This window comes from Sphingomonas sp. Leaf17 (genome assembly GCF_001421505.1).
GTDB lineage: Bacteria > Pseudomonadota > Alphaproteobacteria > Sphingomonadales > Sphingomonadaceae > Sphingomonas.
Genome location: NZ_LMKL01000004.1, coordinates 267,089 through 292,132, shown reverse-complemented (window position 1 = coordinate 292,132; position 25,044 = coordinate 267,089). Strand labels below are relative to the sequence as shown.

The 25,044-nt window shown below is 66.1% G+C and carries 31 protein-coding genes and 1 other RNA gene; 15 read left to right on the top strand and 17 right to left on the bottom strand.

Annotation, left to right across the window (positions count from 1 at the left end):
• The first annotated feature begins 27 nt into the window (after positions 1-27).
• Positions 28-642, top strand: a complete 615-nt coding sequence (locus ASE75_RS05550; protein ID WP_055930180.1) for a septation protein A — start codon at positions 28-30, stop codon at positions 640-642.
• A gap of 119 nt (positions 643-761) precedes the next feature.
• Here the strand turns inward: ASE75_RS05550 and ASE75_RS05545 are convergent, their stop codons facing one another.
• Both ASE75_RS05545 and pspF read right to left on the bottom strand, forming a co-directional pair.
• Entirely contained in the window at positions 762-1,373 is a 612-nt protein-coding gene (locus ASE75_RS05545) for a superoxide dismutase (RefSeq protein WP_055930178.1), read from the bottom strand.
• A 66-nt stretch (positions 1,374-1,439) separates the two neighbouring features.
• Complete coding sequence (pspF, locus tag ASE75_RS05540; RefSeq protein WP_055930175.1) at positions 1,440-2,474, bottom strand: phage shock protein operon transcriptional activator; 1,035 nt, start codon at positions 2,472-2,474, stop codon at positions 1,440-1,442.
• 169 nt (positions 2,475-2,643) lie between these two features.
• Between pspF and ASE75_RS15370 the strand changes: the two genes are divergently transcribed.
• From ASE75_RS15370 to ASE75_RS05500, 9 genes are all read left to right on the top strand, one after another.
• Positions 2,644-2,790 (top strand): hypothetical protein, encoded by a 147-nt coding sequence (locus ASE75_RS15370; RefSeq protein WP_156340191.1) that lies wholly within the window; start codon positions 2,644-2,646, stop codon positions 2,788-2,790.
• Between the two features lie 82 nt (positions 2,791-2,872).
• Positions 2,873-3,541 carry a phage shock protein PspA gene (gene pspA / locus ASE75_RS05535; protein WP_055930172.1) on the top strand — a complete coding sequence of 223 codons (669 nt, stop codon included), beginning with the start codon at positions 2,873-2,875 and terminating at the stop codon, positions 3,539-3,541.
• 1 nt (position 3,542) lies between these two features.
• A complete protein-coding gene (gene pspB, locus ASE75_RS05530) occupies positions 3,543-3,821 on the top strand; it encodes an envelope stress response membrane protein PspB (RefSeq protein WP_055930169.1) in 279 nt (92 codons plus the stop codon).
• Position 3,822: 1 nt separating this feature from the next.
• Positions 3,823-4,206, top strand: coding sequence for an envelope stress response membrane protein PspC (gene pspC, locus ASE75_RS05525; protein ID WP_055930166.1), 384 nt, complete (start codon positions 3,823-3,825; stop codon positions 4,204-4,206).
• 31 nt (positions 4,207-4,237) lie between these two features.
• On the top strand, positions 4,238-4,534 hold the full coding sequence (locus ASE75_RS05520) for a hypothetical protein (RefSeq protein ID WP_055930163.1): 297 nt from the start codon (positions 4,238-4,240) through the stop codon (positions 4,532-4,534).
• A gap of 56 nt (positions 4,535-4,590) precedes the next feature.
• Positions 4,591-4,857 carry a hypothetical protein gene (locus ASE75_RS05515; RefSeq protein WP_055930160.1) on the top strand — a complete coding sequence of 89 codons (267 nt, stop codon included), beginning with the start codon at positions 4,591-4,593 and terminating at the stop codon, positions 4,855-4,857.
• Between the two features lie 63 nt (positions 4,858-4,920).
• Positions 4,921-5,142 carry a hypothetical protein gene (locus tag ASE75_RS05510; protein ID WP_235512521.1) on the top strand — a complete coding sequence of 74 codons (222 nt, stop codon included), beginning with the start codon at positions 4,921-4,923 and terminating at the stop codon, positions 5,140-5,142.
• An 11-nt stretch (positions 5,143-5,153) separates the two neighbouring features.
• Positions 5,154-5,396: a hypothetical protein gene (locus ASE75_RS05505; protein ID WP_055930157.1), complete on the top strand. Its 243-nt coding sequence runs from the start codon at positions 5,154-5,156 to the stop codon at positions 5,394-5,396.
• A gap of 303 nt (positions 5,397-5,699) precedes the next feature.
• On the top strand, positions 5,700-6,107 hold the full coding sequence (locus ASE75_RS05500; protein ID WP_055930154.1) for a SufE family protein: 408 nt from the start codon (positions 5,700-5,702) through the stop codon (positions 6,105-6,107).
• On the opposite strand, the gene ASE75_RS05495 is transcribed toward ASE75_RS05500, so the two are convergent.
• Both ASE75_RS05495 and ASE75_RS05490 read right to left on the bottom strand, forming a co-directional pair.
• Positions 6,108-6,413 (bottom strand): hypothetical protein, encoded by a 306-nt coding sequence (locus ASE75_RS05495; RefSeq protein ID WP_055930151.1) that lies wholly within the window; start codon positions 6,411-6,413, stop codon positions 6,108-6,110.
• Positions 6,414-6,423: 10 nt separating this feature from the next.
• A complete protein-coding gene (locus ASE75_RS05490) occupies positions 6,424-6,963 on the bottom strand; it encodes a J domain-containing protein (RefSeq protein ID WP_055931032.1) in 540 nt (179 codons plus the stop codon).
• A 241-nt stretch (positions 6,964-7,204) separates the two neighbouring features.
• On the opposite strand from ASE75_RS05490, the gene ASE75_RS05485 reads away from it, so the two are divergent.
• Positions 7,205-8,764, top strand: coding sequence for a SulP family inorganic anion transporter (locus ASE75_RS05485; RefSeq protein WP_055930149.1), 1,560 nt, complete (start codon positions 7,205-7,207; stop codon positions 8,762-8,764).
• On the top strand, positions 8,761-9,462 hold the full coding sequence (locus ASE75_RS05480; protein WP_082463824.1) for a carbonic anhydrase: 702 nt from the start codon (positions 8,761-8,763) through the stop codon (positions 9,460-9,462). Before ASE75_RS05485 ends, ASE75_RS05480 begins: the two co-directional genes overlap by 4 nt.
• A 79-nt stretch (positions 9,463-9,541) precedes the next feature.
• On the opposite strand, the gene ASE75_RS05475 is transcribed toward ASE75_RS05480, so the two are convergent.
• From ASE75_RS05475 to ASE75_RS05430, 11 genes are all read right to left on the bottom strand, one after another.
• The gene (locus ASE75_RS05475; RefSeq protein WP_156340185.1) at positions 9,542-11,473 is read right to left on the bottom strand and encodes a hypothetical protein; all 1,932 of its coding nucleotides are present in this window, start codon (positions 11,471-11,473) and stop codon (positions 9,542-9,544) included.
• A 62-nt stretch (positions 11,474-11,535) separates the two neighbouring features.
• An RNA gene (gene rnpB, locus ASE75_RS06990) (RNase P RNA component class A) lies at positions 11,536-11,917 on the bottom strand.
• A gap of 223 nt (positions 11,918-12,140) precedes the next feature.
• The gene (locus ASE75_RS05470) at positions 12,141-12,839 is read right to left on the bottom strand and encodes an N-acetylmuramoyl-L-alanine amidase (RefSeq protein ID WP_055930141.1); all 699 of its coding nucleotides are present in this window, start codon (positions 12,837-12,839) and stop codon (positions 12,141-12,143) included.
• Positions 12,836-13,810 (bottom strand): DMT family transporter, encoded by a 975-nt coding sequence (locus tag ASE75_RS05465; protein WP_082463823.1) that lies wholly within the window; start codon positions 13,808-13,810, stop codon positions 12,836-12,838. Before ASE75_RS05465 ends, ASE75_RS05470 begins: the two co-directional genes overlap by 4 nt.
• 38 nt (positions 13,811-13,848) lie before the next feature.
• Entirely contained in the window at positions 13,849-14,700 is an 852-nt protein-coding gene (locus ASE75_RS05460) for a CheR family methyltransferase (protein ID WP_055930138.1), read from the bottom strand.
• Complete coding sequence (gene cheB / locus ASE75_RS05455; RefSeq protein ID WP_235512519.1) at positions 14,694-15,776, bottom strand: chemotaxis-specific protein-glutamate methyltransferase CheB; 1,083 nt, start codon at positions 15,774-15,776, stop codon at positions 14,694-14,696. The genes ASE75_RS05460 and cheB overlap by 7 nt, the downstream gene beginning before the upstream one ends.
• Before the next feature lie 16 nt (positions 15,777-15,792).
• On the bottom strand, positions 15,793-16,158 hold the full coding sequence (locus ASE75_RS05450) for a response regulator (protein ID WP_055930135.1): 366 nt from the start codon (positions 16,156-16,158) through the stop codon (positions 15,793-15,795).
• A gap of 76 nt (positions 16,159-16,234) precedes the next feature.
• The gene (locus ASE75_RS05445) at positions 16,235-16,663 is read right to left on the bottom strand and encodes a chemotaxis protein CheW (protein WP_055930131.1); all 429 of its coding nucleotides are present in this window, start codon (positions 16,661-16,663) and stop codon (positions 16,235-16,237) included.
• Positions 16,660-18,981 carry a chemotaxis protein CheA gene (locus tag ASE75_RS05440; protein ID WP_055930128.1) on the bottom strand — a complete coding sequence of 774 codons (2,322 nt, stop codon included), beginning with the start codon at positions 18,979-18,981 and terminating at the stop codon, positions 16,660-16,662. Before ASE75_RS05440 ends, ASE75_RS05445 begins: the two co-directional genes overlap by 4 nt.
• A 61-nt stretch (positions 18,982-19,042) precedes the next feature.
• Positions 19,043-19,699: a histidine phosphotransferase family protein gene (locus ASE75_RS05435; RefSeq protein ID WP_055930120.1), complete on the bottom strand. Its 657-nt coding sequence runs from the start codon at positions 19,697-19,699 to the stop codon at positions 19,043-19,045.
• A 10-nt stretch (positions 19,700-19,709) separates the two neighbouring features.
• Complete coding sequence (locus tag ASE75_RS05430) at positions 19,710-20,156, bottom strand: M67 family metallopeptidase (RefSeq protein WP_055930117.1); 447 nt, start codon at positions 20,154-20,156, stop codon at positions 19,710-19,712.
• Between the two features lie 17 nt (positions 20,157-20,173).
• Between ASE75_RS05430 and ASE75_RS05425 the strand changes: the two genes are divergently transcribed.
• The 3 genes from ASE75_RS05425 (at position 20,174) to mtgA (ending at position 22,828) form a co-directional block, all read left to right on the top strand.
• Positions 20,174-21,121, top strand: coding sequence for an RluA family pseudouridine synthase (locus ASE75_RS05425; protein WP_055930115.1), 948 nt, complete (start codon positions 20,174-20,176; stop codon positions 21,119-21,121).
• Positions 21,122-21,181: 60 nt separating this feature from the next.
• The gene (gene rpoH / locus ASE75_RS05420) at positions 21,182-22,087 is read left to right on the top strand and encodes an RNA polymerase sigma factor RpoH (RefSeq protein ID WP_055931026.1); all 906 of its coding nucleotides are present in this window, start codon (positions 21,182-21,184) and stop codon (positions 22,085-22,087) included.
• 63 nt (positions 22,088-22,150) lie between these two features.
• Positions 22,151-22,828 carry a monofunctional biosynthetic peptidoglycan transglycosylase gene (mtgA, locus tag ASE75_RS05415; RefSeq protein WP_055930109.1) on the top strand — a complete coding sequence of 226 codons (678 nt, stop codon included), beginning with the start codon at positions 22,151-22,153 and terminating at the stop codon, positions 22,826-22,828.
• 85 nt (positions 22,829-22,913) lie between these two features.
• Here the strand turns inward: mtgA and ASE75_RS05410 are convergent, their stop codons facing one another.
• Complete coding sequence (locus ASE75_RS05410) at positions 22,914-23,237, bottom strand: YbaB/EbfC family nucleoid-associated protein (protein WP_055930106.1); 324 nt, start codon at positions 23,235-23,237, stop codon at positions 22,914-22,916.
• A complete protein-coding gene (locus tag ASE75_RS05405) occupies positions 23,234-24,937 on the bottom strand; it encodes a DNA polymerase III subunit gamma/tau (RefSeq protein WP_055930103.1) in 1,704 nt (567 codons plus the stop codon). Before ASE75_RS05405 ends, ASE75_RS05410 begins: the two co-directional genes overlap by 4 nt.
• Between the last annotated feature and the right edge of the window lie 107 nt (positions 24,938-25,044).

Below are 25,044 nucleotides of genomic sequence, written 5' to 3'. Positions count from 1 at the left end.
GCACTCACCCATAGAACGGCCCCACGCATGACGACCAAGACGTCCGCCCCCCTGCCCACCGGCCTGCGCATGGCCATCGACTATGGCCCGCTGGTGCTGTTCTTCGCGGTCAACTTCCTCGCGCCCGGCACCACCCACACCCGCGTCATCGCCGCCACCGCGACGTTCATGGCCGCGACGCTGGTGGCGATGATCGTGTCCAAGGTGAAGGCCGGGCACATCGCACCGATGCTGTGGATGTCGGGCGGCCTCGTACTCGTGTTCGGCGGGCTGACCATCTATTTCAACGACGACACGTTCCTGAAGATGAAGCCGACGCTCGTCTACGCAATGTTTGCCAGCATCCTCGGCTTCGGCCTGCTGACCGGCCGTCCGCTTCTGAAATCGCTGCTGGAAAGCACCTATCCCGGCCTGTCGGCGCATGGGTGGCGCAAGCTGACCCGCAACTGGGCGCTGTTCTTCGTGTTCATGGCCTGCCTGAACGAAATCGTCTGGCGTAATTCATCGTGGAACTTCTGGGTCGGGTTCAAGCTGTGGGGCGCGGTGCCGATGACGCTCATCTTCGCGATGGCCAACGTGCCGATGCTGATGCGCCACGGACTGAAAGTCGGCACCGACACCGACATACCGCCGGCCAACTGATCCCACTCCCGCGAAGATACGATCGCGGGCAACAAAAAGGGTGAGGGCCGCTGGCACCCTCACCCTTCCGCCGGCAGTGCCGGCTTCCTCCCTCCCCCGGCGGGAGAGGGAAAGAAGATTTAGCCTGCGACCGCCGCGTAACGCTCGGCGACCTTGTCCCAGTCGACGACGTTCCACCACGCCTTCAGATAGGCCGCACGGTCGTTCTTGTACGTCAGGTAATAGGCGTGCTCCCACACGTCGTTCCCCAGCAGCGGCGTGCCCTTGTCCTTGGCATCGTCCATCAACGGGTTGTCCTGGTTCGGCGTGCTGACGATCTTCAGCGTGCCGCTGGAATCCGCGATCAACCATGCCCAGCCCGAGCCGAACTGGCCCGCGCCCTTGGTGTTGAAGTCTTCCTTCAGCTTTTCCAGCCCGCCCAGATCGCGGTCGATCGCCTCGGCCAGCTTGCCCGACGGCGCGCCGCCGCCAGCCTTCATGGTCTTCCAGAAGAAATCATGGTTCCAGAAACCGCCGCCATTGTTGCGGACGGCGGCCGGCTGCGACGAGATCATGCCAAGGATATCCTCGATCGTCTTGCCCTGCAGGTTCGCGTCCTTCTCGACTGCCTCGTTCAGCTTGTCGGTATACGCCTTGTGATGCTTGTCATGGTGGAAATGCATCGTCTCCTTGTCGATCGTCGGCTCAAGCGCGTCGTAATCGTAAGGCAGCGGGGGAAGTTCGAACGCCATGAGATCGTCTCCTGATTGGGTCGCGCTGGTAACGCGCGTGCAGGCCAAATGGCTCCCGCATGGTCGTTACGCAAGCGTTCCCGCTGCGATAAGCTCATGCCGGCGCAGCGCGTGGCGCAACTGGTCGTAACTCAGGCCCAGCGCCTCCGCCGTCTGCCGCTGGTTGAACCGGTGTTCGGCCATCGCCTTTTGCAGCAGTTCGCGTTCGAACCGGGCGACGCGCGACTTGAAGTCGGACGGCCCCGTCTCGCATGCCACTACCGGTTCGTCGGCCTCGTCGCTCGGCTGGAGCGCGGCCGGGCGCACGGGCTTGCCGGCCGTGCGGGGGCGATGCGGCGAATCGAACGGGTCGATCTCGATCGCGTCGACCGGCCCGTCCCGGTCCCAGCGATAGACCGCGCGTTCGCTGACGTTGCGCAATTCGCGGACATTGCCCGGCCAGCGATATTCGGCCAGCGCGTCCAGCGCGGTCGGGCCGAAGCCGTGCCACCGCTCCCACCCCAGTTCCGCCGCCATCCGCCGCCCGAAATGATCGGCCAGGATCAGGATATCTTCCGGCCGCGCGCGCAGCGGCGGCAGGGTCACCACCTCGAACGACAGCCGGTCGAGCAGATCGGCGCGGAACGTCAGCGCGTCGACCCGGTCGGGCAGATGCTCGTTGGTGGCGGCAACGATGCGGACGTTGACGCGGATCGGCCGCGACGACCCGATCCGCGTGATCTCGCCATATTCCACCGCGCGCAGCAGCCGTTCCTGCGCCGCCATCGACAGCGTCCCCAGTTCGTCGAGGAACAGCGTGCCCCGGTGCGCCTCCTCGAACCGGCCGACCCGCGCCTTGGTCGCGCCGGTGAACGCGCCGGCCTCATGCCCGAACAGTTCGGCCTCGATCAGCGTTTCCGGGAGCGCGGCGCAGTTCATGATGACCAGCGGATGCTCCCAGCGCGGTGACAGCCGGTGCAGGCGTTCGGCGACCAGTTCCTTGCCGGTCCCCCGCTCGCCGATGACCAGCACCGGGCGGTCCAGCGCCGCCGCGCGGCTTGCGCGTTCCAGCGCGTCGAGAAAGGCCCCGGACTGGCCGATCACCTGCGTTTGTCGTTCCATGCCCCAAGGTTTGGCGCAAATTCCCGACACTTGGCAAGCATGCGATCGTTACGCAGCCGTATAATCTTGCAGGTCATTGGTATTGCATGGTTTTGTAAACTGGCACGCCCCATGCAAAGCTGTGGACAAGCCGCTTTCAAGGGCGGCACCAGAACAGGGAGTTTCCACCATGACCAATATTTCCAACATCGGCCGTAACCTCACCGCCGCCATGGGTTCGCTGCTCTTCACCGCGCTGATCGTTGCGGGCGCTGCGGCTCCGGCCCATACGGCAGTCCACGCGCCGACCGCCATCACCGCATCCGCCATCGCGTGATGTGGTGACGCCGGGGCGGGATCGACGGCCCCGTTCTTCCCGCCCCGGCACCCGATTTTTCGCACCCAGGAGTAGAGTACAGATGGGCATATTTTCCCGCACCCGCGACATCGTCGCCGCCAACTTCGCCGACCTGCTGGAAAAGTCCGAGGATCCCGCGAAGATGATCCGCCTCATCATCCTGGAAATGGAGGAAACGCTGGTCGAGGTGCGCGCGTCCGCCGCCCGCACCATCGCCGACCAGAAGGAAATGCGCCGGCATATTTCCAAGCTGGACCAGCTTCAGGCGAGCTGGACCGAAAAGGCCGAGCTGGCGCTGTCCAAGGACCGCGAGGATCTGGCCAAGGCCGCCCTGGTCGAACGCCAGAAGGCCGCCGACATGGCCGACCAGCTGAAGGCCGAGGTCGGCGTGCTCGACGACGCGCTGCGCGCGTCGGAGGAGGACATCGCCAAGCTGCAGAACAAGCTGCGCGAGGCGCGGACCAAGCAGTCGAACATCGCCACCCGGCTGGAAAGCGCGAACAACCGCGTCCGCCTGCGCGAGATGTACAACGGTCCCAAGACGCATGACGCCTTCAGCCGCTTCGACCAGCTGGAACGCCGGGTCGACGATGCCGAGGGTCGCGCCGAGGCGATGGGCCTGGGATCGCTGCCGATGAGCCTTGAGGACGAGATCGCCGCGCTCAGTGCCAACGACAAGGTCGATGCCGACCTCGCCGCGCTCAAGGCGCGCATGAAGAAGGACGGCTGAGATGGGATCGGAAATCATCGTCGTCCCCGCGATCTTCCTGGGGATGCCGTGGATCATCTTCCACTACATCACGAAGTGGAAGACCGCGCCGAAGATTACCGAGGAGGACGAGAAGCTGCTCGATGAAATGCACCTTCTCGCCCGCCGTCTTGAGGACCGGCTGAACACGATCGAACGCATCGTCGCCGCCGACAATCCCGACTTCAAGCCGACGCTGCCGTCCTACGACGCCCCGCCCTACGGCCAGGCGCCCCGCTACGAACTCCCACGGAGGAACTGACATGTCTGCAAGCCGCACCACATTCTACCTCAACAAACAGGATGCCAAGTGGAAGGGCGTCTGCGCCGGCATCGCCGACTATACCGGGGTCGATGCGCTCTGGATCCGGGTCGGCGCGGTCCTGCTGACCGTCACCGGGGTCGGCTTTCCCTGGATCCCGCTGGCCTATGTGCTGGTCGCCTGGATGGCCAAGGCCAAGCCGATCGGCCTGTACGACACGCCGGAGGATGCCAAGTTCTGGCAGGGGGTCCGCACCAACCCGACCCGCTCGACCGCCGAGGTCCGCTCGAAGCTGCGCGAGATCGACCGCCGCCTCGCCGATTTCGAAACGCACTACACCAGCCGCAACAGCCGGCTCGCCAACGAGATCGACAGCCTGCGCTGATCGGATCCGGGTTTGAACAGGGAGATATGACATGGGATGGGGTGGACCGGGTTTCGTCATCGCGCTGATCGCGATCACGACCGCTGGATGGATCATCAACAACTGGATCCGCGCGAAGCATGGCTACGAACCCACGGACGACTGGGGCAAGACGGCCAAGCGCGACGACATCGACGCCAGCCGCAAGGTCGAATTGCTGACCTCGGAGAACGCGCAGCTGACCGGCAAAATCAGCCGGCTGGAGGAGCGGATCGCGGTCCTCGAACGGATCGCCACCGATCCCGCCGAGCGTACCGCCCGCGAAATCGACGCCCTGCGCGACCGCTGACGCCCACCGATATCGCCCGACCGATTCCCCCCCACTGATTCCCAAGGACTGATCCGATGAGCCCGCTCATGATCCCGATCTTCGCCCTCATGATCCCGATCGTCGCGATCGTCAGTGGGGCGATCGTCAAGCCCTGGCTCGCCCTGCGCGAAAAGCAGCTCGACCAGCAGGCCAGCATGACCGCCGAGAAGGCCGCGCAATATGCGGCCCAGACCGAACGGCTGGAACAACGGGTACGGGTGCTGGAGCGGATCGTCACCGATCGCGGTGCGGATCTGTCCAGCGAGATCGAGTTGCTGCGCGACGCGCGGCCACTCAACTAATACAGACAATATCAACAACTTACGGGGATGATTTCGATGGAAGGTGGACAGATGATGGTCGTCATGATCGTTCTGATTGTGATGATTGCCGGGGTCATCAAGGCCCGCGTGCGCTCCGGGCGCGACTGGCGCGGCCAGCAGTTGGAGGAAAGCAAGGACACGCTGACCCTGCGCGATGACGTCCGCCAGTTGAAGGAGCGGATCGCGGTGCTGGAGCGCGTCGTGACCGACAACCATGGCAGCCTTGGCCTCGATCGCGAGATCGAGCGGCTGCGCGATCGATAGGAACCTGTGCGATGACGACCGATCCCAACTTCTATCTGACCATGGCCGCCGCCGCGCTTGTCGCGATCGCCATGCTGAGCGCCACGGTCCTCTCCGGCTGGCGCGGCTGGCTCAGCCTGAAGCGGTGCGAGATGGAGGCCGCCGGCGAACCCAACCCCGCCGGCGCCCCGGCGGTCGGCGCCCGCATCGAAATCGCCGATCTGAAGGAACGCATCAAGAAGCTGGAGGCGATCGCGGCCGGCGTCGATCTTTGACAGGTACGAAAAAACCGCTGTCCTATTCGCTGCGGCGATGACACGCTGACGGCGAACCTGCTCTTTCCCATCGCCGCCTCCAACCCCGCGCCCGATGCACCACCGTGCTCCTTCAACCGCAGGAGCACAGGGTTCCAAAGGCCAGCCCCCCCCCTGCCCCCCCCCCCTCCCTTGCCCCCCCCCTTTGCGGGTGTAACCTTTGTAACCTTTCGCACCCGCATTTTCCCCGGCGGACGCCGTCCACCTGTCGTCCACCTGTCGTCCACCTTGCCGCGTCGCGCACGACCCGTTACCCGGCCGGACATGACCAGTCTCAGCGACATTCACGACGAATATGATTTTCTCGACGGCGACGACCGGTATCGTCTGCTGATCGACCTCGGCAAAACGCTCGAACCCATGCCCGACGCGCTGAAGACCGACGCGACGCTGGTGCGGGGCTGTTCGGCCTCGGTCTGGGTCTATCCCACCGTGCGTGATGACGGCCGGCTCCATTTCCTGGCCGATTCCAACGCCGCGATCACCAAGGGGATCATCGCGCTGGTGCTGGTCAGCGTGCAGGATGCCGAACCGGCCGCCATCCTGGCGACCGACGTGCCGGCCGCGCTCGCGCCGTTCGACCTGTCGAAGCAATTGTCCTCGAACCGGACACAGGGGATCCCCAACATGATCGCCCTGATCCGCGAAACCGCCGCCCGTTACGCCGGGTAATCAGCCGGATCTGCCGCGCAGCTGACCGACGACGTCGTCGATCGCGGTCCCCGCCGGGATCAGCAGCCATTCGCCCGGCCGCGCGGTATCGACAAGGACGACGGCACCCTTGGGACAGATGCCGAGGCATTTGGTCTCGACGATCCCAAGCGGATCCTTGCGCCGCTTGCCGCCGCCGGTGGCCTTGGCCAGCGCCTTGGCCAGCCCGGTCTTGCCGGATGCGCCGAAGCCGCCGCCGACCTTCTTAGAACATTTGCCGCAAACCAGCACCGCGCCCTGCCAGTCGCTGCGAACCCCCATCTTCATACGGGCACCTTCATGCGGTCTTCGGCGTCCGCGCATCCTCGGCCGCGCGCAGCACCTCATAGGCCGCCTGCACCGCCTGAAAGCGCACCGCGGCATCGGCATCGCCGGGCCGGACATCGGGATGGTTTTCCTTGGCCAGCTTGCGCCACGCCGCCTTGACCGCGTCGAACGCGGCATCGGACTCAAGGCCCAGTATCGACAAGGCCCGCAATTCGTCGCGCGACCGGGTGCCGTCCCCCGGTCCACCCCAGGCATAGTGATTGGCCGACGTGTATCCCGACGCCTCGCGTGTCCCCGCCGCCTCGCGCTCGGCCGCTTCCTCCGCGCTCAGCCCTTCGAAATAATTCCAGCCCCGGTTATATTCGCCCGCGTGGGTCACGCAGAAATACCAGCGGTCCGGGCTGTTCGGCGATTTCGGTGCTGGACAATCGCCCGGCTGGTCGCAACCGTGGCGGTCGCACATCCGCACCTGCGTGGTTTCGCGACCGGAGCCATACCCCCGCCAGCGGGGAAAGCCCCAGTCGTTGTTTCGGGTGGTTGGTCGTCGCATGCCGACCACATAGGAGGTGATCGGCACAACGCAAAGCACTGCGCGCAAAGATGCCGATCAACATGACAGGATGATGACGCCGTCATGATGGCCGTTCGCCCTGGCGCACCCCGGCACCGGATCGTCGCATAATGCCCACAACGCATCACCCCTGCGCCATGATATGAAGTGACCGTTTCGGACATTCCCGAAGCCGACACCGTAGCGAATAGGAGCCCTGGTGCCGACCTCCCGTAACATTATGTCCTCGTGGCGAGCGGATCTGCCCGCCTCTGTCGTGGTCGCCCTTGTCGCCCTTCCCCTGTGCCTCGGCGTCGCGCTCGCCTCCGGCGCACCGCTCTTTTCCGGCGTCATCGCCGGCATCGTCGGCGGCATCGTCGTAGGCCTGCTGTCCAAATCGCCGCTGTCGGTCAGCGGTCCCGCCGCCGGCCTGACCGTGATCGTGTTCGAGGCGATCCAGCGCGCGCCGAGCTACCCCGTCTTCCTGACCGCCGTCGTGCTGGCCGGCGTGCTCCAGCTTGCCTTTTCCTTCACCAAGGCCGGCATCCTCAGCGAATTCGTGCCGTCGTCCGTCATCACCGGCATGCTGGCCGCCATCGGCATCATCCTGATCCTGAAGCAGATTCCCCATCTGGTCGGCTATGACGCCGATTTCGAGGGCAGCTTTGAGTTCACCACCGCCGACGGGGCCAACACCCTGTCGACCGTCTGGAACAGCCTGACCGGCAGCCTGACGCCGGGGGCGGTGCTGATCGGCATCGTCTGCCTCGCCTTCCTGTTCACCTGGGATTCGATCCGGCCGAAGGAAGGCCCGTTGCGCTTCGTGCCCGGCCCCCTGGTCGTCGTTCTGATCGGCGTGTTCGGCAACATGCTGCTCGGCGCGGTGAAGCCCGACTGGCAGCTTGGCGCGACGCATCTGGTCCAGGTGCCGATCGCCGACGGGGTCACCGGCTTCATCAACCTGTTCACCTTCCCCGATTTCGGCGCGATCACGACCGCGGTCGTATGGACCACCGCCCTGACGCTGGCCATCGTCGCCAGCCTTGAATCGCTGCTCAGCGTCAAGGCGGTGGACGAACTCGATCCGCAGCGTCGCACCACCGACAAGAACTGGGAACTGATGGCGCAGGGCGGCGGCAATATCGTCTCCGGCCTGATCGGCGGCCTGCCCGTCACCTCGGTCATCGTCCGCTCCTCGGCCAACGTCGATTCCGGCGCGCAGAGCAAGCTGTCGACCATTCTGCACGGGGCGTGGCTGCTGCTCAGCGTCGCGCTGATCCCGTTCCTGCTCAACCTGATCCCGCTGTCGGCGCTTGCCGCGGTGCTGATCGCCACCGGCTACAAGCTGGCCAAGCCCAAGCTGTTCGTCGAACGCTTCAAGCAGGGCTGGACCCAGTTCGTGCCCTTCGTCGTCACGATCGTCGCGATCCTGTTCACCGACCTGCTGATCGGCATCGTCATCGGGCTGGTCGTCGGCTTCGTGTTCGTCATCGCCCGCAATTTCCGCACCGCGATCACCTTTGCCCGCGACGACGACAACTGCCTGATCCGCGCCCGCCGCAACCTGTATTTCATTCACAAATATGAATTGCAGAAGGAACTGGCCCGGGTTCCCGACAACTGCCACCTGATGATCGACCTGTCGTCGACCAGCTATGTCGACCTCGACAATGTCGACATCATCAATGCCTTCATCAAGGGGGCCGCCTATCGCGGTATCGACGTCTCGGTGCGCGGCGACGTGGCCGAAAAGACCGCTTCGCTGATCCAGGCACCCAAATACGGGGTATTGTTCTCATGATCGACTACAAGCAGCTTCTGCTGGCCAACAAGGCGTGGGCGATCGAGCTGATCGAGGAACGCCCAGACTTCTTCTCGCGCCAGAGCGTCGGGCAGAAACCCCGCTTCCTCTGGATCGGCTGTTCGGACAGCCGCGTCAGCCCGGAACAGATGACCATGTCGCCCCCCGGCGGCATGTTCATCCACCGCAACGTCGCCAACCTCGTCTATGACGACGACCTCAACCTGATGTCGGTCCTGCAATATGCGGTCGACGTGCTCGGCGTGCGCCATGTGATCGTCTGCGGCCATCACGGCTGCGGCGGGATCAAGGCGGCGCTCGACGGCGGCACCGAGGGGCCGGTGCACCAGTGGCTCGAAAATGCGCGTCAGGTGCGTCACGCCCATGCCGACGAAGTCGATGCCCAGTCGACCGAGGAGGGCAAGGTCAACCGGCTGGTCGAGGTCAACGTCCGCGACCAGGCGATCAAGCTGGCCAAGACCGCCACCGTGCAGGGCGCCTTTGCGCGGGGGCAGGATCTGTGGGTCCACGGCTGGGTCTACGACATTCGCGACGGCCTGATCCGCACCCTCCACGAAATCGACTCGACGACCAATCTGGACGAAGTCGCCAAGCCCGACCGGGTCCTGCTGACCGCCGATGAGATGGAGAAGCGTCTCGAACGGCTGAAGGAAGATGCCGACACCGAGAACCTGTGACCCCCCCGGGGAGGGTGGCTGCCCTCCCCGGCCTGAACGACCGTCACTTGCCGGCCATGAACACCGGTCACGAACCGGATCACCTGCCCAGCGTAAATCGTATCCGGCGCGTCGTCCCGCCGCAGCCCAGCCCGCCGTCCGGCCTGAAGCTCTTGGCGAAGCGTGAGGTCGTGATCGCCGCCACGCCCGCCTTGGTGAAGACGAACGGCGGATAGCTGAGCACCGCACGCTCGTTCAGGACCCTGCCGTCCGCGCCGATATCAAACTGCGTGCTGGTCCAGCCCTCGAACCCCCAGCCCTGCGCTTCCTCGGGAAAGACACCGCCAGTTTTCAACTGCCTAGGCGGCGCATCCAGCAACGCGCACTGGTCCGCCGTCAGGCCGGACTTCTCAAACGCCGCGCGCGCGGCCGCCGTGTCGCCGGCGGTCTGCTCAAGCGATGCCAGCCGCACCAGCGCTCCCACCCGCAAAGGGTCGGACGCGTCGAGTGCCGGATCGTTCGCGACATTTTCCAGCAGCGGTTTGGCAACGCGCGGCTTTTCATGATCCGCCTGCATCAGCCGCAGAACCGAGCGGGTCCGGGCGTCGCTGGCATAAACGGGTTCATCCAGCATCCGCCGGTAGATCTGCTGGACAGCATCAAAGTCCCGATCCAGTTTTGCCGTCTGTCGCACCATCATGTCCAGCCCGAGCCGAACCGAAGGGGGAGCGCCGTTGGCAACCGCAATCGCCAGCGCCCGCGCCGCCAGCGCGTTGCGCTCGTCATTGCCGACAATCGGGTTTTCGATCAGCGCATAGATCGGCGACATCAGCGTCAAAGCATCGCGACCGGCCTTCCCCTCGCCCGTGGCCAGCGCGGCCCGCTGCGCGGCGATGGCCAGCACAGCCTTGTCCGACACCGGCTCCAGCGCGGGCGCGCCCCTTTCATCCAGCCAGTGCGCCAGGTCGCTACGCAGCGTCCCGACGATCGACGGTCGCTGGAACGCGGTCGAACAGCGCATTTCGACCCGCGCGCCATACCGGAAGAACGCGGGCATGGTCTTCACCTGTTCCGGCGTCCACGACCAGTCGCGCGCGGCGCGTGCGAATGTCAGCGCCGCCTCACCACCGCCGACGGCGTAGATCGGTGCCGCCTGGAGGACGCTGCCGTCGTCGCCGATACTGAATTCGACAACCGCCATATCGGCCGGTTTCAGCCCGGCATCGCCACCGCAATCGGGCACCGTCATTTCTGCACCGGGCGTGAAATCGCCCTTCGTGATCCGCCCGGCCCCGGTCATCGCCATGTAGCGCCGCGCATCGTCGGTCCTGCCGACCAGCAGCGACGCGATCGCCGCGTCCGACCGGACAGCGACGTCGCGCAGATCGGTCTTTTCCGTCATCCCGCCACGCAGGGTGACGGCCTGGATCGACGCCTGCCGCGCCGCCTCGAACGCACCGGTGTTCAGCAGCAACAGGCCCTTGCGCCGGGAAATCTCGGCCATGTCGCTTTTGGAAACCTTTATCGTCGCGGCCAGCGCCTCGGCCCGGGCCATCGCCTTCGCCGCCTCGGTCGGCGCGACATAGGTCAGCACATCGGCCTGGCCGATCATCGCCGCCAGTCGGAAGCCGGGATCATCGCTCGCGCCCTCGGCCTGGGCATAGGCGGTCGCCGCGCCGGCATAGTCGATCGCGTTCTGGGCGACGCGGGCGATGTTGAAGTACGCGGTGAAGCGATCCTCCTGCAACGTCTTGTCGGCCGCCGGCAGCCCGGCGAGTCCGGCGCGCGCCGCCGCCACCGATTCGTCCTTGCGGTTCAGCGCGAGCAGGGTCGCGCTCTTGCGGACCTGCACCAGCGCCAGACTGCGCCGCTTGCTGGCCGTCCGCTGTTCCAGCCTCTCCCAAGCTGCCAGCGCCGCCACATGGTCCCCCTTGTCCGCCAGCGCGGTTGCCGCCTCGAAATCCTGCTGGATCGTGGTTGCCTGCTGCCCCTGAACCGGGGCCGCCAGCAGGATCGCCGTCAGAGTCGTCATCATCGCCGCGCGCATGGTATCCCCCGTGTTGCCGGGGCGGATAGTGCTGACAGATCAGGGAAATTGCCAGAGGGTCTGTAAGCCGGGTTCTGTCCACCTTCATAAAGAAGGCTGTGCGACCATTCCTCTAGGACGACGCTTGCGCGCCGCCTCAAGCAATCAACCCGGGTAGCGGGCGGGAACACGCCCCGGAGCCTTGCGGCCCCATGCCACCCCTATTCGATCTTGCTTCCGGTGGGGTTTGCCGTGCCGCCCCTGTTACCAGGCGCGCGGTGCGCTCTTACCGCACCCTTTCACGCTGACTGGGCCGAAGCCTTAGCCGTCTGCTCTCTGTGGCACTGTCCCTGGGGTCGCCCCCGCCGGGCGTTACCCGGCACCGTCGTTCCGTGAAGCCCGGACTTTCCTCGCGCATCTTTCGATGCCCGCGGCCGCCCAACCCTCTGGCAGGCGCGGCCTTAGCAGATCGGGCGGTCACGCCTAGCCCCGATTGTCCGGGCGATGACGACCCGGCCCTTCCAATGTTGGAAATCGGATGACAGGCTGCGGCCGCATGTCGATCCTGCGCGCCTTCATCCCCCGCTTTTCGCGCAGGGGAAGCCATGCCCGCCCGTCCGAAGTGGACGAATCGACACCGTCTCTGATGCAGGTCGTCAACTTCGCGCGATGGTCATCCGTCCGAATCATCCCCCTGCGGACGCGGCAGCAGCAGCGCGAGCAGGATCATCCGGCACTCGGCGTCGATCTCCCCGTCGATCAGTTCGGGGCGAAAGCGACGCTGGAACGCCATGATCGCCGCCATCGGATCCTCGACGTCATAGCCGAACCGTTCGAGCGCAAGCAGGAAGCCGCCTTGCGTCCACTGCGGATCCATCAGCTTGCGGGTCGGGCGCGGCAGCGCGAGGCGGAGGCGGGCGAGCTTGCCCCATGGGAACAGCTCGCCGGGGTCACGTTTGCGGGTTGGCGCAATATCCGAATGGCCGACGATGTTGCCGCGCGTGATCGCGTACCGGTCCTTGATCGCGGCGACCAGCGGGATCAGCGCGGCGATCTGTTCGTCGGGGAACGGACGATAGCCGAATTCATGGCCGGGATTGACGATCTCGATGCCGATGCTGGCACTGTTGATGTCCGTCGTGCCGCGCCAGTGCGACCGGCCCGCGTGCCAGGCGCGCTTCTCCTCGGCCACCATCCGTACGACCGTGCCGTCCTCGGCGATCAGGTAATGCGCCGATACCTTGGCCGCCGGATCGCGCAACCGGTCGATCGCCGACTGCGCGTCCTGCATGCCCGTATAGTGCAGCACGATCATCGTGACCGGCAGCGTACGATCGTCAAAGTTCGGCGATGGCGTCTCGATGATCGTCATGCGGGTTTGTCCTTCCGGTCGATTTTGGCCCGGTCGATTTTGGCCCGGTCGACGCTGGCCCGGTCGACGCTGACCCGGTCGACGCGCGCAGTCCGCACGGTGACGATGCCGACGCCCAGCATCGCGATCGCGCCACCGGCCAGCATCACCAGCGTGAGGGGGTTGTCGAAATAATAGGCCGAGGCGAACACCGCGATGACGGGCGCGGCCAGCGTCATCGGCGTCACCATGCTGACCGGATGACGCTGCAACAGCCACGACATCGCCCCCTGCCCGATCACGGTCGATCCGATCGCCGAAAACCCGACCCAGGCCAGCGTGCCCAGCTTCAGCGACGGCAAGGCCCGCATGGCGGCCGGCTCGACCATCCAGGCGGCGACCCCCAGCGTGATGGTCCCCATCAGCCCGACCCAGGCATAGATCGTCAGCACCCGTACCCCGACCAGCCGCCGCTGGATCAGCGAACACACCGCCCAGACGAAACTGGCCAGCGCGGTCAGCATCAGGCCCGGTGCCTCGCGCGCCGCCGACGGATCGAACACCAGCAGCACGACACCGGCCACCGACAGGCCGATCCCGATCATTCGCGGTATGTGGATCCGTTCGCGAAACACCGCGATCGCCAGCAGCATCGAGAACGGCACGCCCAACTGCCCGGCGATCGCCAACGCGCCGATGTTGGTCGCGATCGCCAGCGACAGGTTGGTGATGACGTAGAAGACGCCACCCGACAGGAACCCCAAGGTCAGGAGCGCGCGGGTCTTGCCCGGCACGATCCGCAAGGCGCTGCCGCAGACCAGCAGGACAATGGCCTGCCGCAGAAAGCCGGCGGTCAGCGGCGCGATCTGGCTGACCGCCATCTTCACGGCGATGATGTTCAGTCCCCACAGGACGTTCATCACCAGCACGACGGCCAGATCGCGGACGCCGAATCCGGCGTGATGGGGTGGCGGGGATGCGACCGGGGCCATGACCACGACTTGGCGGCGGGCGCGCCGAAAGTAAACCGTCAGCCGGTCGCCCGCCGGGCCGCGCCACCGTCGCCGACCGCCCCGCCGACGGCCTCGTACATGCCGCGATAGCGTCGGCTGGGTTCGAAGGCGGGCGTCTGGCCGATCACCGTCTCGCCGGCGCCCAGCACCAGCAGGCCGCCAGGCCGCAGCACCGACGCCAGCCGCTCGAACACCGCCGCGCGCAGGACGGGGTCGAGATAGAACAGCACGTTGCGACACAGCACGATGTCGAACGGTCCGGGCGGCGGACGGTCGGCCACCAGATTCATCCGCCGGAACGTCACGCTGGCGACCAGATCCGGCTTGGCGACCCATTCGTCACCATCGCCGTCGAACCAGCGCATCATCCGCCGGATCGGCAGGCCGCGCTGAATCTCGAACTGGGTGAAACGGCCGCTGCGCCCGCGTGCCAGCGCGACCTCCGACACATCGGTCGCGACGATCTCAGGCATCGCCACGCCGGTTTCGTCACGACGCTCGGCCAGCAGCATCGCCAGCGACAACGGCTCCTGTCCAGTCGAACAGCCCGCGCTCCAGATACGCGGCCGCCGCCCCTCGGCCTCGACCACCTTCAGCGCGTCGAGCAGCGTGTCGAAAATCGGGGCCTCGCGAAAGAACGAGGTTTCCTGATTGAGCAGGGCATCGACTATCTGGTCGCCGACCCCGCGGTCGTTACCCTCCAGCAACAGGCTGACCAGTCCGTCGAGATCGGCCAGACCCCGCTCGCGCAGGATCGGCTTCAGGGTCGTGTCGAGCCGCCACGCCCGGTTCGCGTCCAGCCGCTGGCCGGTACGCGCCGCCAGCAGCGCCGCCAGCACGCCGTTCGCGCCGGATCCTGCGTTCAGCATGGCACACGCCGATGAGACGCAACGAACTGGCCGATCGCGTCTGGCGGCATAGTCGCGGCGGCAATGCCAGTGGCGGCGACCGCGCCGGGCATGCCCCACACCACCGAACTTTCCTCGTCCTGCACGATCACCGAACCGCCGCGATCGTGAATGATGCGCGCGCCCTCCGCCCCATCGCGGCCCATCCCCGACAGGACGATGGCCAGTGCCCGGTCGCCGTAAACCTCCGCCACCGATTCCAGCATTGGATCCACCGACGGCATGCACCCGCTCGACACCGGTTCGTGCGTCAGGCGGATCGCCGCGTTGCGGCCGCCAAGCGCGACACAGCGCATATGCGAATCGCCCGCCGCGATGATGATCCGGCCCGGCTGGATCCGCATTCGATCGGTCGCCACGTCACAGGGCCGCTTGGCCAGCACCGACAATTGTGCGGCAAAATACGCCATGAACGACGGCGGCAGATGCTGGGTAATCAGGATCGGCAGCGTGAAATCCTCGGTCAGCGCGCAGACCAGCCGGGACAGGGCGTGGATACCCCCCGTCGACGCCCCGATGGCAATCAGGTCATAGGCCTGTGTCCGCGGAATCGACATCCGCGCCACGCCCGTACCCGCGGTCCGCGATCGCGACAGCGCGGCACCGCGCAACCGTTCGAGCTTCTCGATCAACTCGCCCTCGAACCGCGACGTCCGTTCGCCCATGCCGGGTTTCGCCACCGTATCGGCCGCCCCCAGCGCCAGCGCACGGATCGTGGCGGTCGCGCCCTCCCCGCACATCGACGAGACCACGACGATCCGCGCGCCACCGGCACTGGCGATCAGATCGGGCAGCGCGGTCAGCCCATCGACGCCGGGCATCTCGACGTCCAGGATGATGAGATCGACCCGAACGCTCGGCAGAACCTGTAACGCGGCGGCGACGCTCCCGACCGCATCGGCGACGACAAAACCGGGCGTCGTTGCGACCATCCGCGACATCAACGCACGCGCGACCGCCGAATCGTCGACGATCAGCACCTGCAACGCATCGGCGTCGGCGCATGGTGTCGTCGGCAGGCGGAAGGGTGCGTTCACGGTCCGTGCGATCCGTTCAGGCGACGCCGACGATCTGCAACTTGCTTTCCAGCGTGTCGCGATCGAACGGCTTCATGACATACTCGTCGGCCCCCGCCTCGATCGCGGCACGGATATAGGCCATGCCGTTTTCGGTCGTGCAGAATACGACTTTCGGTCGGGTGGGCACGGTGCTGGCGCGCAGGGCCCGCAGGAAATCCATGCCGCTCATGACCGGCATGTTCCAGTCGAGCAGGATGACATCGGGGGCCGAAACAAGGCACGCATCAAGCGCCTCGCGACCGTCGCCGGCCTCCGTCACGACAAAATCCATCGTTTCCAGGATATGCCGTGCGACCTTCCGGATCACTTTCGAATCGTCGACGACAAGGCAGGTCTTCATGCTGAACCTTTCAAGGAAACCGGGCGGCGCCACTCTGGCTCACCAAATGTAAGGGTCTGGTTAAACCAGCGAACAATCAGGCTGCCTGAGCAACCGGCGGCAGCAGCGCCGCAAGGTTCAGGACGATCAGCGGCTCGCCATCGCGCTCGACGATGCCGTGCCCGGCCCGCCGCCACAGTCCATCGGTCACGATGCCCGTCGACAGCGGCTGGCGGTCGAACAGCGCCACATCCTCCAGCGCATCGACCAGAAAGGCGTAAAAATGCCCTTCGATCAGGGAGATGACGGCGCGGCTGCTATCCAGTGTCGTCGGCGGCATACCAAGCAGGATCGCCGGGTCGATCACGGTCACCACCCGGCTGCGCAGCGCGGCGAGTCCGCGCACCGCCCGCGTCGTGCGCGGAACCGCGATGGCATCGCCGATATCGACCACGGAATCGACCTGCCCGCTTTCAATGGCGACGCCACGCCCGGCGATCTGCGCGATCAGGAACAGTTCTTTCATCGTGCACCCCGATCGGCCAGACGTTGGGACAGCGCGGCCATCAGGCCGGTGCGATCGTAGCGATAGATGCTGCCGTCGGCAGCACCGCCGCCACCGGTCCTGGCGCGTCGCAGCCGCACGACCATGCCGGCGTCTCCGGCTGCTACATCGGCATCGTCGTCGGTCATCACCAGCGTGACATCGGGCACCTGACCGTCATCCAGTGTCGTGGCGCAGCGATAGCCGGCACCCTCCAGCGTCGGCCTGAGAAAGGACTCCATCCATCCGCCGCTATCGGCGCGCAGCAGGCAGAGCGGACGATCCCCGCCGCCATGCCCGGCCTGCGCGAACAGGATATGCGGATCGACCACCTCGATCTGCTCGCCGTCGATCATCACGACCCCGGCGATGCAACCAAAGCCCTGCGCCGCCGCGATGTCCGCCGGCAGTTCGACGATGTTGATCGGTTCGGCGATCGCATAGGCGACCTCGCTGTCGCCATCGGTCAGGCGCAGGATCGTGGTCTGCGTCCGCGAACCGATATCACCGATCAGATGCAGCGGTATGATCCTGTCGCCGATGGCCAGTCGCGGGCGGCCCGCCGTGTGGCGGATCGCGTCGCTCGACACCTTTTCCACCCGGTCCACGACAGCCAGCGCAATGGCGCGCCGCTCGCCGTCGAGATCCTCGAACAGCAGAGCCGAGATTCCGGGATCGGCGACCGCCTCCGCCTCGTCCGCGTCGTCAATGGCCTGCGTGAACACAAGACCGGCGGCGCAGGCGATGCCAGCCATGTCGAGCAACAGCATCGGCAGGCCGCTGTCTGGCAGGGTCTGTCCGGCGTAGATACCCGCCGCCATGATCGCGGGAGCGGCCGGCTTGACGACCAGTTCCTCGGTGTCGATCACCATGTCGACCGCCAGCGCGAAGTCACCGTCCTTGGTGCTGACGATCGCCAGCGTGTCGACCGGTCGACCGAAACTGTCGGGAATACCCAGCAGGGTGGCCAGGTCAACCACCGCCAGTCGCCGGCCACGCACATTAGCGACCACGCTGTCGCCGATCGTGCTTATCCGCACGGTGTCACCCCGTACGCGCACGATCTCCTCGATCGCCTGACGCGGCAGCGCGAACCGCTGGTCGCCGACACCGACCACGATCGTCGAGATGATCGACAGCGTCAGCGGCACTCCGATGGTGATCGTCAGCCCGCGACCCGGCGTGTTGACAAGGGTCAGCTTGCCACCGATCTGGTCGATGCTGTCGCGCACGACATCCATGCCGACGCCGCGCCCCGACGTCGCTGTCACGGTATCACGGCTCGACAGGCCGGGTTCGAAGATCAGGTCCAGCTTGGCCGCCTCGCTCATGCCGGCCAGCGTGTCGGCATCGCGCAGGCCCAGCGCGCGCGCCTTCGCGACGAGCCGGGACACGTCGATCCCCGCGCCATCGTCGGTGATCTCGATCATGATCTGGTTGCCCGACTGGCGTGCGGCGACGGTCAACCGTCCGGCCTCGGGCTTGCCGATCAACCGGCGCAGGGCCGGCGCCTCGATCCCGTGGTCCACGGAATTGCGGATGATGTGCCCCAGCGGGTCGCGCATCACCTCGATCATCTCGCGGTCCAGCTCGACGTCGGCACCCTCGACCGTCAGCGTGACCCGCTTGCCCAGCAACGACGCCGTATCGCGGACCATCCGGGGCAGCGCGGAAAACAGGGTTTCAACCCGCTGCATCCGGGTCCGGGTGACCGTATCGCGCATGTCGGCCACCGTCTGCGACAGGCGCTCCAGCGCGGCGTCGATGCTCGGGTCGACATTGCTGTCCCGCAGGCGGCGGGCAAGTTCGTTGCGGGCCAGCACCATGTCCGACATGCCGCTCATCATGTGATCGAGCAGGCCGACGTTCAGGCGCACGCTGCGTACCGCATGGCGGATGCCGGACTGGGCCGCGGTCGGCGTCACCGGCTTTGCATGCTCGGCCAGGGCCGCGATCAGCGATTCCTCGCCACTGTCGTCCAGCGGATTGCCGGCGTCGATCGCCTCGACCAGTTCGCCGATCCGGTCGATGATCGCCAGCACGGCGGTGACCAGATCCGCGTCGGGAACGCGGTTGCCGGCGCGCACGGTCGACAGGACGTCTTCCGCCGCGTGGCTCAGCCGTGCGAGCCGCGGCAGGTCGAGAAACCCGCAGCTGCCCTTTACCGTGTGGACGAACCGGAAGATCGCGTCGAGGCGCGCACGGTCGCCGGGGGCAGCCTCCCACGCCACGACTTCCCCGGACAGGGCGTCCAGCGTTTCGCGCGTCTCGGCGATGAATTCCTGAAGAAGATCGTCCATGGGCCCCAATCGCGTCCAGCGCTTGAGCCACGGCATGCACGCGACGGGGTTAAGACGTGGTTTACTTCGCCGGCTTTGCGGTGGTCATCGACGCACCCAGGATCATGATCCCGTCGGCCGGCTCCGATACCAGCACGGCACCATCGACCTCCGCCACCAGCGCATGGACCAGATAGGCCCCCGCGCCGTGCGTCGGGACCCCCTCCGCCCCCTCACCCGTCGTCAGGATGGCGCGCAGGTCGGGCTGGATGGTGATGAGCGTGCCCTCGATCTTCACGACGATCTCGACCTGTCCGGCGTTGTCTTCGCCACCGATGTCGATCGTGCCGCCGCGCGGCAACGCCTCGATCGCAATCAGGGCCAGGTTCAGCAGGATCTTGACCGCCGATTTCGGCAGCATCTCGGCATCGACCAGCCAGTTGAGCGCGATCCGCTTGCGGTCCGCCAGCAACCCCTCGATCGCCAGCCGGGCCTCGCGCACATCGACCGATTCGCCGAAACCGCCGGCCGCGCCAAACGCCAGCCGAAAGAACTTCAGCTTGTTCGCCGACACGCGCGCGCTGTCGTTCAGCAGCTCCAGGCAGCGCGCGCGCATCGCCGGGTCGGTTTCGTCGGCCAGCAGTTCCAGTCCGTTGTTCAGCGCACCAACCGGCGACAACAGGTCGTGGCACAGGCGCGAACACAGGATGCTGGCGAAATCGACCGGGGTGACTGGCATGCGCGTCCCTTCATGAATCCGGCTCTTCTGGCCGAGACGACGAGTCCGCGCAAGGCAAGGTCGTGAAGGCGACGGGCGCGAACCGACCCTCGATTGGACCCTCGGCCACCGCCCGCCACATCCGCGCATCGCCATCCGCGACGATCAACCACAGGCTGCCGTCCGGCACGCCGTCGGCCGCATCACGCGGCGACGGTACCGCCCGACCCGACGGGTGCGAATGATAATGGCCCAGCACCCGCTCGCCACCCGACCGGGCCAGGCGATGCGCCGCCAGCAGGGCCGCCGGGTCGACCTCGAACCGGCGGGCCGGATCGGCAGCGACGTTGCGGCAGGCGCGCGCGAGACGGATCGCCTGGCCGTCGCCCAGCAGCAGGCCACAGACCTCGACCATCGGCGATCCGGCGGCGTCGGCCAGGATAGCGGACAGGGCGCTGCTTGAAATCGTCACGTCCATCGCCACATGGCTACCTCATGGACCGGGGGGTTTCCATCTTGAATGCGCGGATCGCGGACACGGCCGATGGCTGGCGGATCGACCGTGCGCTGGCCGATGCCGTCCCCTCGCTGTCGCGCGAGCGCCTCAAGGCATTGATTACCGGCGGTGCTGTGTCGATCGGTGGAATTGCGGTGCGCGACCCCGCGCGCAAAGCGGTGGCCGGTGCCGAGGTTTCGATCGCGATGCCTGACGTGGTCGCCGCCGACAACGTCGCGCAAGATATCCCGCTGGTGGTCGCCTATGAGGACGAGCACGTCATCGTCGTCGACAAGCCGGCCGGGCTGGTCGTCCATCCGGCGGCGGGCAATTTCGACGGCACGTTGGTCAACGCCCTGCTTCACCATTGCGGCGGATCGCTGTCGGGAATTGGCGGGGTTGCCCGGCCCGGCATCGTCCACCGGATCGACAAGGACACGTCCGGGCTGATGATCGCGGCCAAGACCGATGCCGCGCATGAGGGGCTGGCCCGCCAGTTCGCCGACCATTCTATCGACCGGCGTTACCGTGCGATCACCACCGGCGTACCCCGGCCCGCCGCCGGCACGGTCGATGCGCCGCTGGCGCGATCGCCGCAGAACCGCAAGAAGATCGCCATCGTCCAGGGCGGCAAGCGAGCGGTGACCCACTATACGACGATGACGACGCTGAAGGACGCGGCGCTGATCGAATGTCGGCTGGAAACGGGCCGCACGCATCAGATCCGCGTGCACATGGCCTCGATCGGCCATGCCCTGCTCGGCGACCCGGTCTATGCCAGGGCAAAGGGCAAGCAGCGCGTACTGATGGAAACGCTGGGTTTCCACCGGCAGGCCTTGCACGCCGCGCGGCTGGGGTTCATCCATCCGATAAATAACGTCGCCCTGGCGTTCGAAAGCGACATGCCGGCGGATATGCAGGAACTGTTCAGTCAGCTTCACGTATAGATAATGAAGGCGGACGCCGCGAACGGTGCCGTTTTTCCCCAAGGGAAGGAAGATCAGGTTATGGCACGCGCCAGCAATGTACCGGCGACGGTCCCCGCACTTGGCGGCGAGGCGAGCCTCAACCGCTATCTGTCCGAGATCAAGAAGTTTCCGATCCTCGCACCCGAGCAGGAATATATGCTCGCCAAACGGTTCCAGGAACATGGCGACACCGAGGCTGCCGCGCAGCTCGTGACATCGCACCTGCGGCTCGTGGCGAAGATCGCGATGGGCTATCGTGGCTATGGCCTGCCGACCTCGGAGCTGATTTCCGAAGGCAACATCGGCCTGATGCAGGGTGTGAAGAAGTTCGAGCCGGATCGCGGCTTCCGCCTTGCCACCTATGCGATGTGGTGGATTCGTGCGTCGATCCAGGAATACATCCTGCGGTCGTGGAGCCTTGTCAAAATGGGCACCACCGCGGCGCAGAAGAAATTGTTCTTCAACCTGCGCCGCATGAAAAGCCGGCTGGACGCGTTCGAGGACGGCGATCTGCGACCCGAACACGTCACCAAGATCGCGACGGATCTGGGCGTGGCCGAAAGCGATGTCGTCAGCATGAACCGCCGCATGGCGATGGGCGGCGATACCTCCCTGAACGTGCCGATGCGCGAGGATGGCGAGGGCCAGTGGCAGGACTGGCTGGCCGACGACACGCCATTGCAGGACAGCGTCGTGGCAGAGGCGCAGGAGGCCGACGTCCGTCACACGATGCTGGTCTCGGCGATGGACGACCTGAACGACCGCGAGAAGCACATCCTGACTGAGCGCCGCCTGACCGACGATCCCAAGACGCTGGAGGAACTGAGCCAGGTATACGGCGTCAGCCGCGAACGGGTCCGCCAGATCGAGGTTCGTGCATTCGAAAAGCTGCAAAAAGCGATGATGCGCATCGCTGGCGACAAAAGGATGCTGGCCTCCGTCTGATGCACGCGATCCGCGTGACGATCCCGGCTTCACCCCCGGGACGTCACGCGGTACGATGCCACCATGGCGACCCTGCTTCTTCGTTTTCTGCTCAAGGCGGCCCTCGCCTTTTTGGCCGTATCCGTTCTCTGGGTGGGCGTGTACCGGTTCGTTCCACCGCCAGTGACCTTCACGATGCTGGGTGACGTGATCGGTGGTCACGGCATCACCAAGGACTGGATGTCACTGTCGGAGATGGACCCCGACATGGCGCGGGCCGCCATCGCCGGCGAGGATTCCCGATTCTGCGCGCATCACGGGTTTGATTTCCGGGCGATCGGCAATGCCGCGCTGCGCAACGCAAAAGGTGGTCGGATCCGTGGCGGGTCGACGATCAGCCAGCAGACCGCGAAGAATGCGTTTCTGTTTCAGGGTGGTGGCTATGTCAGAAAGGCATTTGAAGCGTATTTCACGGTGCTGATCGAGGCGCTGTGGCCCAAGCGCCGGATCATGGAAGTCTATCTGAACATCGCCGAAACCGGCATCGGCACATATGGCGCGAACGCTGGGTCGATCCGCTATTTCCATCACGACGCCTCGCGCCTTTCGGCCAGCGAGGCGGGGCGGATAGCGGCGGTCTTGCCGCTGCCCAAGAAGCGGGCGGCGATTTCGCCCACCGGCTTCGTCCGCCGCCATGGCAACACCCTGTCCCGCCGTGTCGCCACGGTCCGCGATCAGGGATTGGACGCATGCCTGCGGTGACATCCGTGCCGACCGGCCAATCGGTAGCCGGTCGGCAATGACGCCGTACGCTAGAGGTGTTCCGGCATGACGGCGCTCGCCGGTGTCAGAACGGCAGCTTGAAACCCGGCGGCAGCGACAGACCGCTGGTCATCTTCGACATTTCCGTGCTCGATACCGCGTCGGCCTTGGCGCGGGCGTCGTTGAACGCGGCGACGATCAGGTCTTCGAGCATCTGCTTTTCCTCGGGCTTCAGCAGCGATTGGTCGATGTCGATGCCGGCGATCCGCCCCTTGGCCGATGCCTTGACCTTCACCAGTCCGCCGCCCGAAACGCCCTCGACTTCGATCGTGTCGAGGTTGCCCTGTGCCTTTTCCAGTTCGGCCTGGACGTTCTGCGCCATGGCCATGATGTCTTCGAGGCTCTTCATGCGATACTCCGTGATGTTGGCCATTTTTCAAGAATGGCATCGGGAAAGGCGTCGCGCGCGGCGCGAACGATAGGCGAGTCCCAGGCGGCGATCCGCTCCGCTTCGGCGGCGGCATCGGCCTGTTCCTTCAGCGTGGGCGTGCCGGGCACGTCGTCGAACGACAGCTTCCACGCCTGACCGGTCAGGCTTTTCAGCGCGGCGGTCAGTTCGGCCACGGTGTCGGTCGCCATCGGCCGGCTGCCGCTGAACACGATGGCGGGCGGTGCGTAGTGCACGACTCGCGCACCATTATACAACCGGGCGGCGAGTGCCAGTGAACCAGCGGCGTCGAGCCTGGCGACCAGCGCCTCGAAATCCACCGGAAACACCGGCTCGGGTTCGGGTTCGGGCGGCGCGGCGGGTGGCGTGACCGCCGCAGGGGCAGCCGAAACCGGCGGCAATCCTGGCATTTGCGCCGGCATTTGCGCTGGCCCCGCGCCCGATCCGGCAACGGCCACGCCGCCCTGCGCGATCCGCCGTGCCAGTTCGCCCGGATCCGGCAGGCTGGAGGCGTGAATTGCGCGCAGCAGCGCCATCTCCGCCGCCTCGATCGGCAACGCCGCACGACCGACCTCGTCATGCCCCTTCAGAAACAACTGCCACAGGCGATGCAGCACTGGAAACGACAGGCTTGCCGACCAGTCGGCAAAGGCCGCGCGCTCCTCGTCCGGCTGCGTCGCGTCCGGTGCGGATCCGACCTTGGTCAGGGTGATGCCGTGCACCGTCTCCAGCAGCGAGCGCAGCACCGACACCGGATCGACGCCATAATCATATTGCCGCCGCAGCGACGCCAGCGCCGCCGGCGCATCCCCCGACAGGATCATGCCCAGCAGGTCGCGCACGGCACCACGATCCGACAGGCCCAGCATCGCCCGAACCGCATCGGCGGTGATGCCACCGCCCTCGATCCCCGCATGGGCGATCGCCTGATCCAGGATCGACAGGCCGTCGCGCGCCGACCCTTCGGCCGCCCGCGCGACCAGCATCAGCGCCTCCGGCTCGGCGACGACATCCTCCTGCCCGCAGACCCAGGCGAAATGGTCCGCCAGCGCCTCGGCGGTGATCCGGCGCAGGTCGAACCGCTGGCACCGTGACAGGACCGTGACCGGCACCTTGTTCACTTCCGTGGTGGCGAACAGGAACTTCACATGCGCGGGCGGCTCCTCCAGCGTCTTCAGCAACGCGTTGAACGCGTTCTTCGACAGCATGTGGACTTCGTCGACGATGTAGATCTTGAACCGCGCCGTGACGGCCGCATAGCGCGACGCCTCGATGATCTCGCGCACGTCGTCGACACCCGTGTGGCTGGCGGCATCCATCTCGATGACGTCGATATGCCGCCCCTCGGCAATCGCGCGACACGGCTCGCACACCCCGCACGGGTCGATCGTCGGACCGCCCTGCCCGTCCGCACCGACGCAGTTGAGCGCCTTGGCAATCAGCCGCGCGGTCGATGTCTTGCCGACCCCGCGCACGCCGGTCATCAGGAACGCATGGGCCAGCCGGTCGCGCCTGATCGCATTGCCCAGCGTCTGGACCATCGCGTCCTGCCCGATCAGCTCGGAAAAGGTCTGCGGCCGGTATTTGCGCGCAAGCACGCGGTAGGCCACCGGCTTGGTGACGGGCTGCGGCGGCTCGCCGAGGTCGAAGGAGTCGCTCATTGGCTGCTATGTAAGGGGTGGCGCGGCGGTTGTCGAAGGGGGTTTCGCGGCAAGGTTGCGTCGCTCTCGGGCAGACGGAGGGGCCGGCTTCTTGTACTTCTGACTGG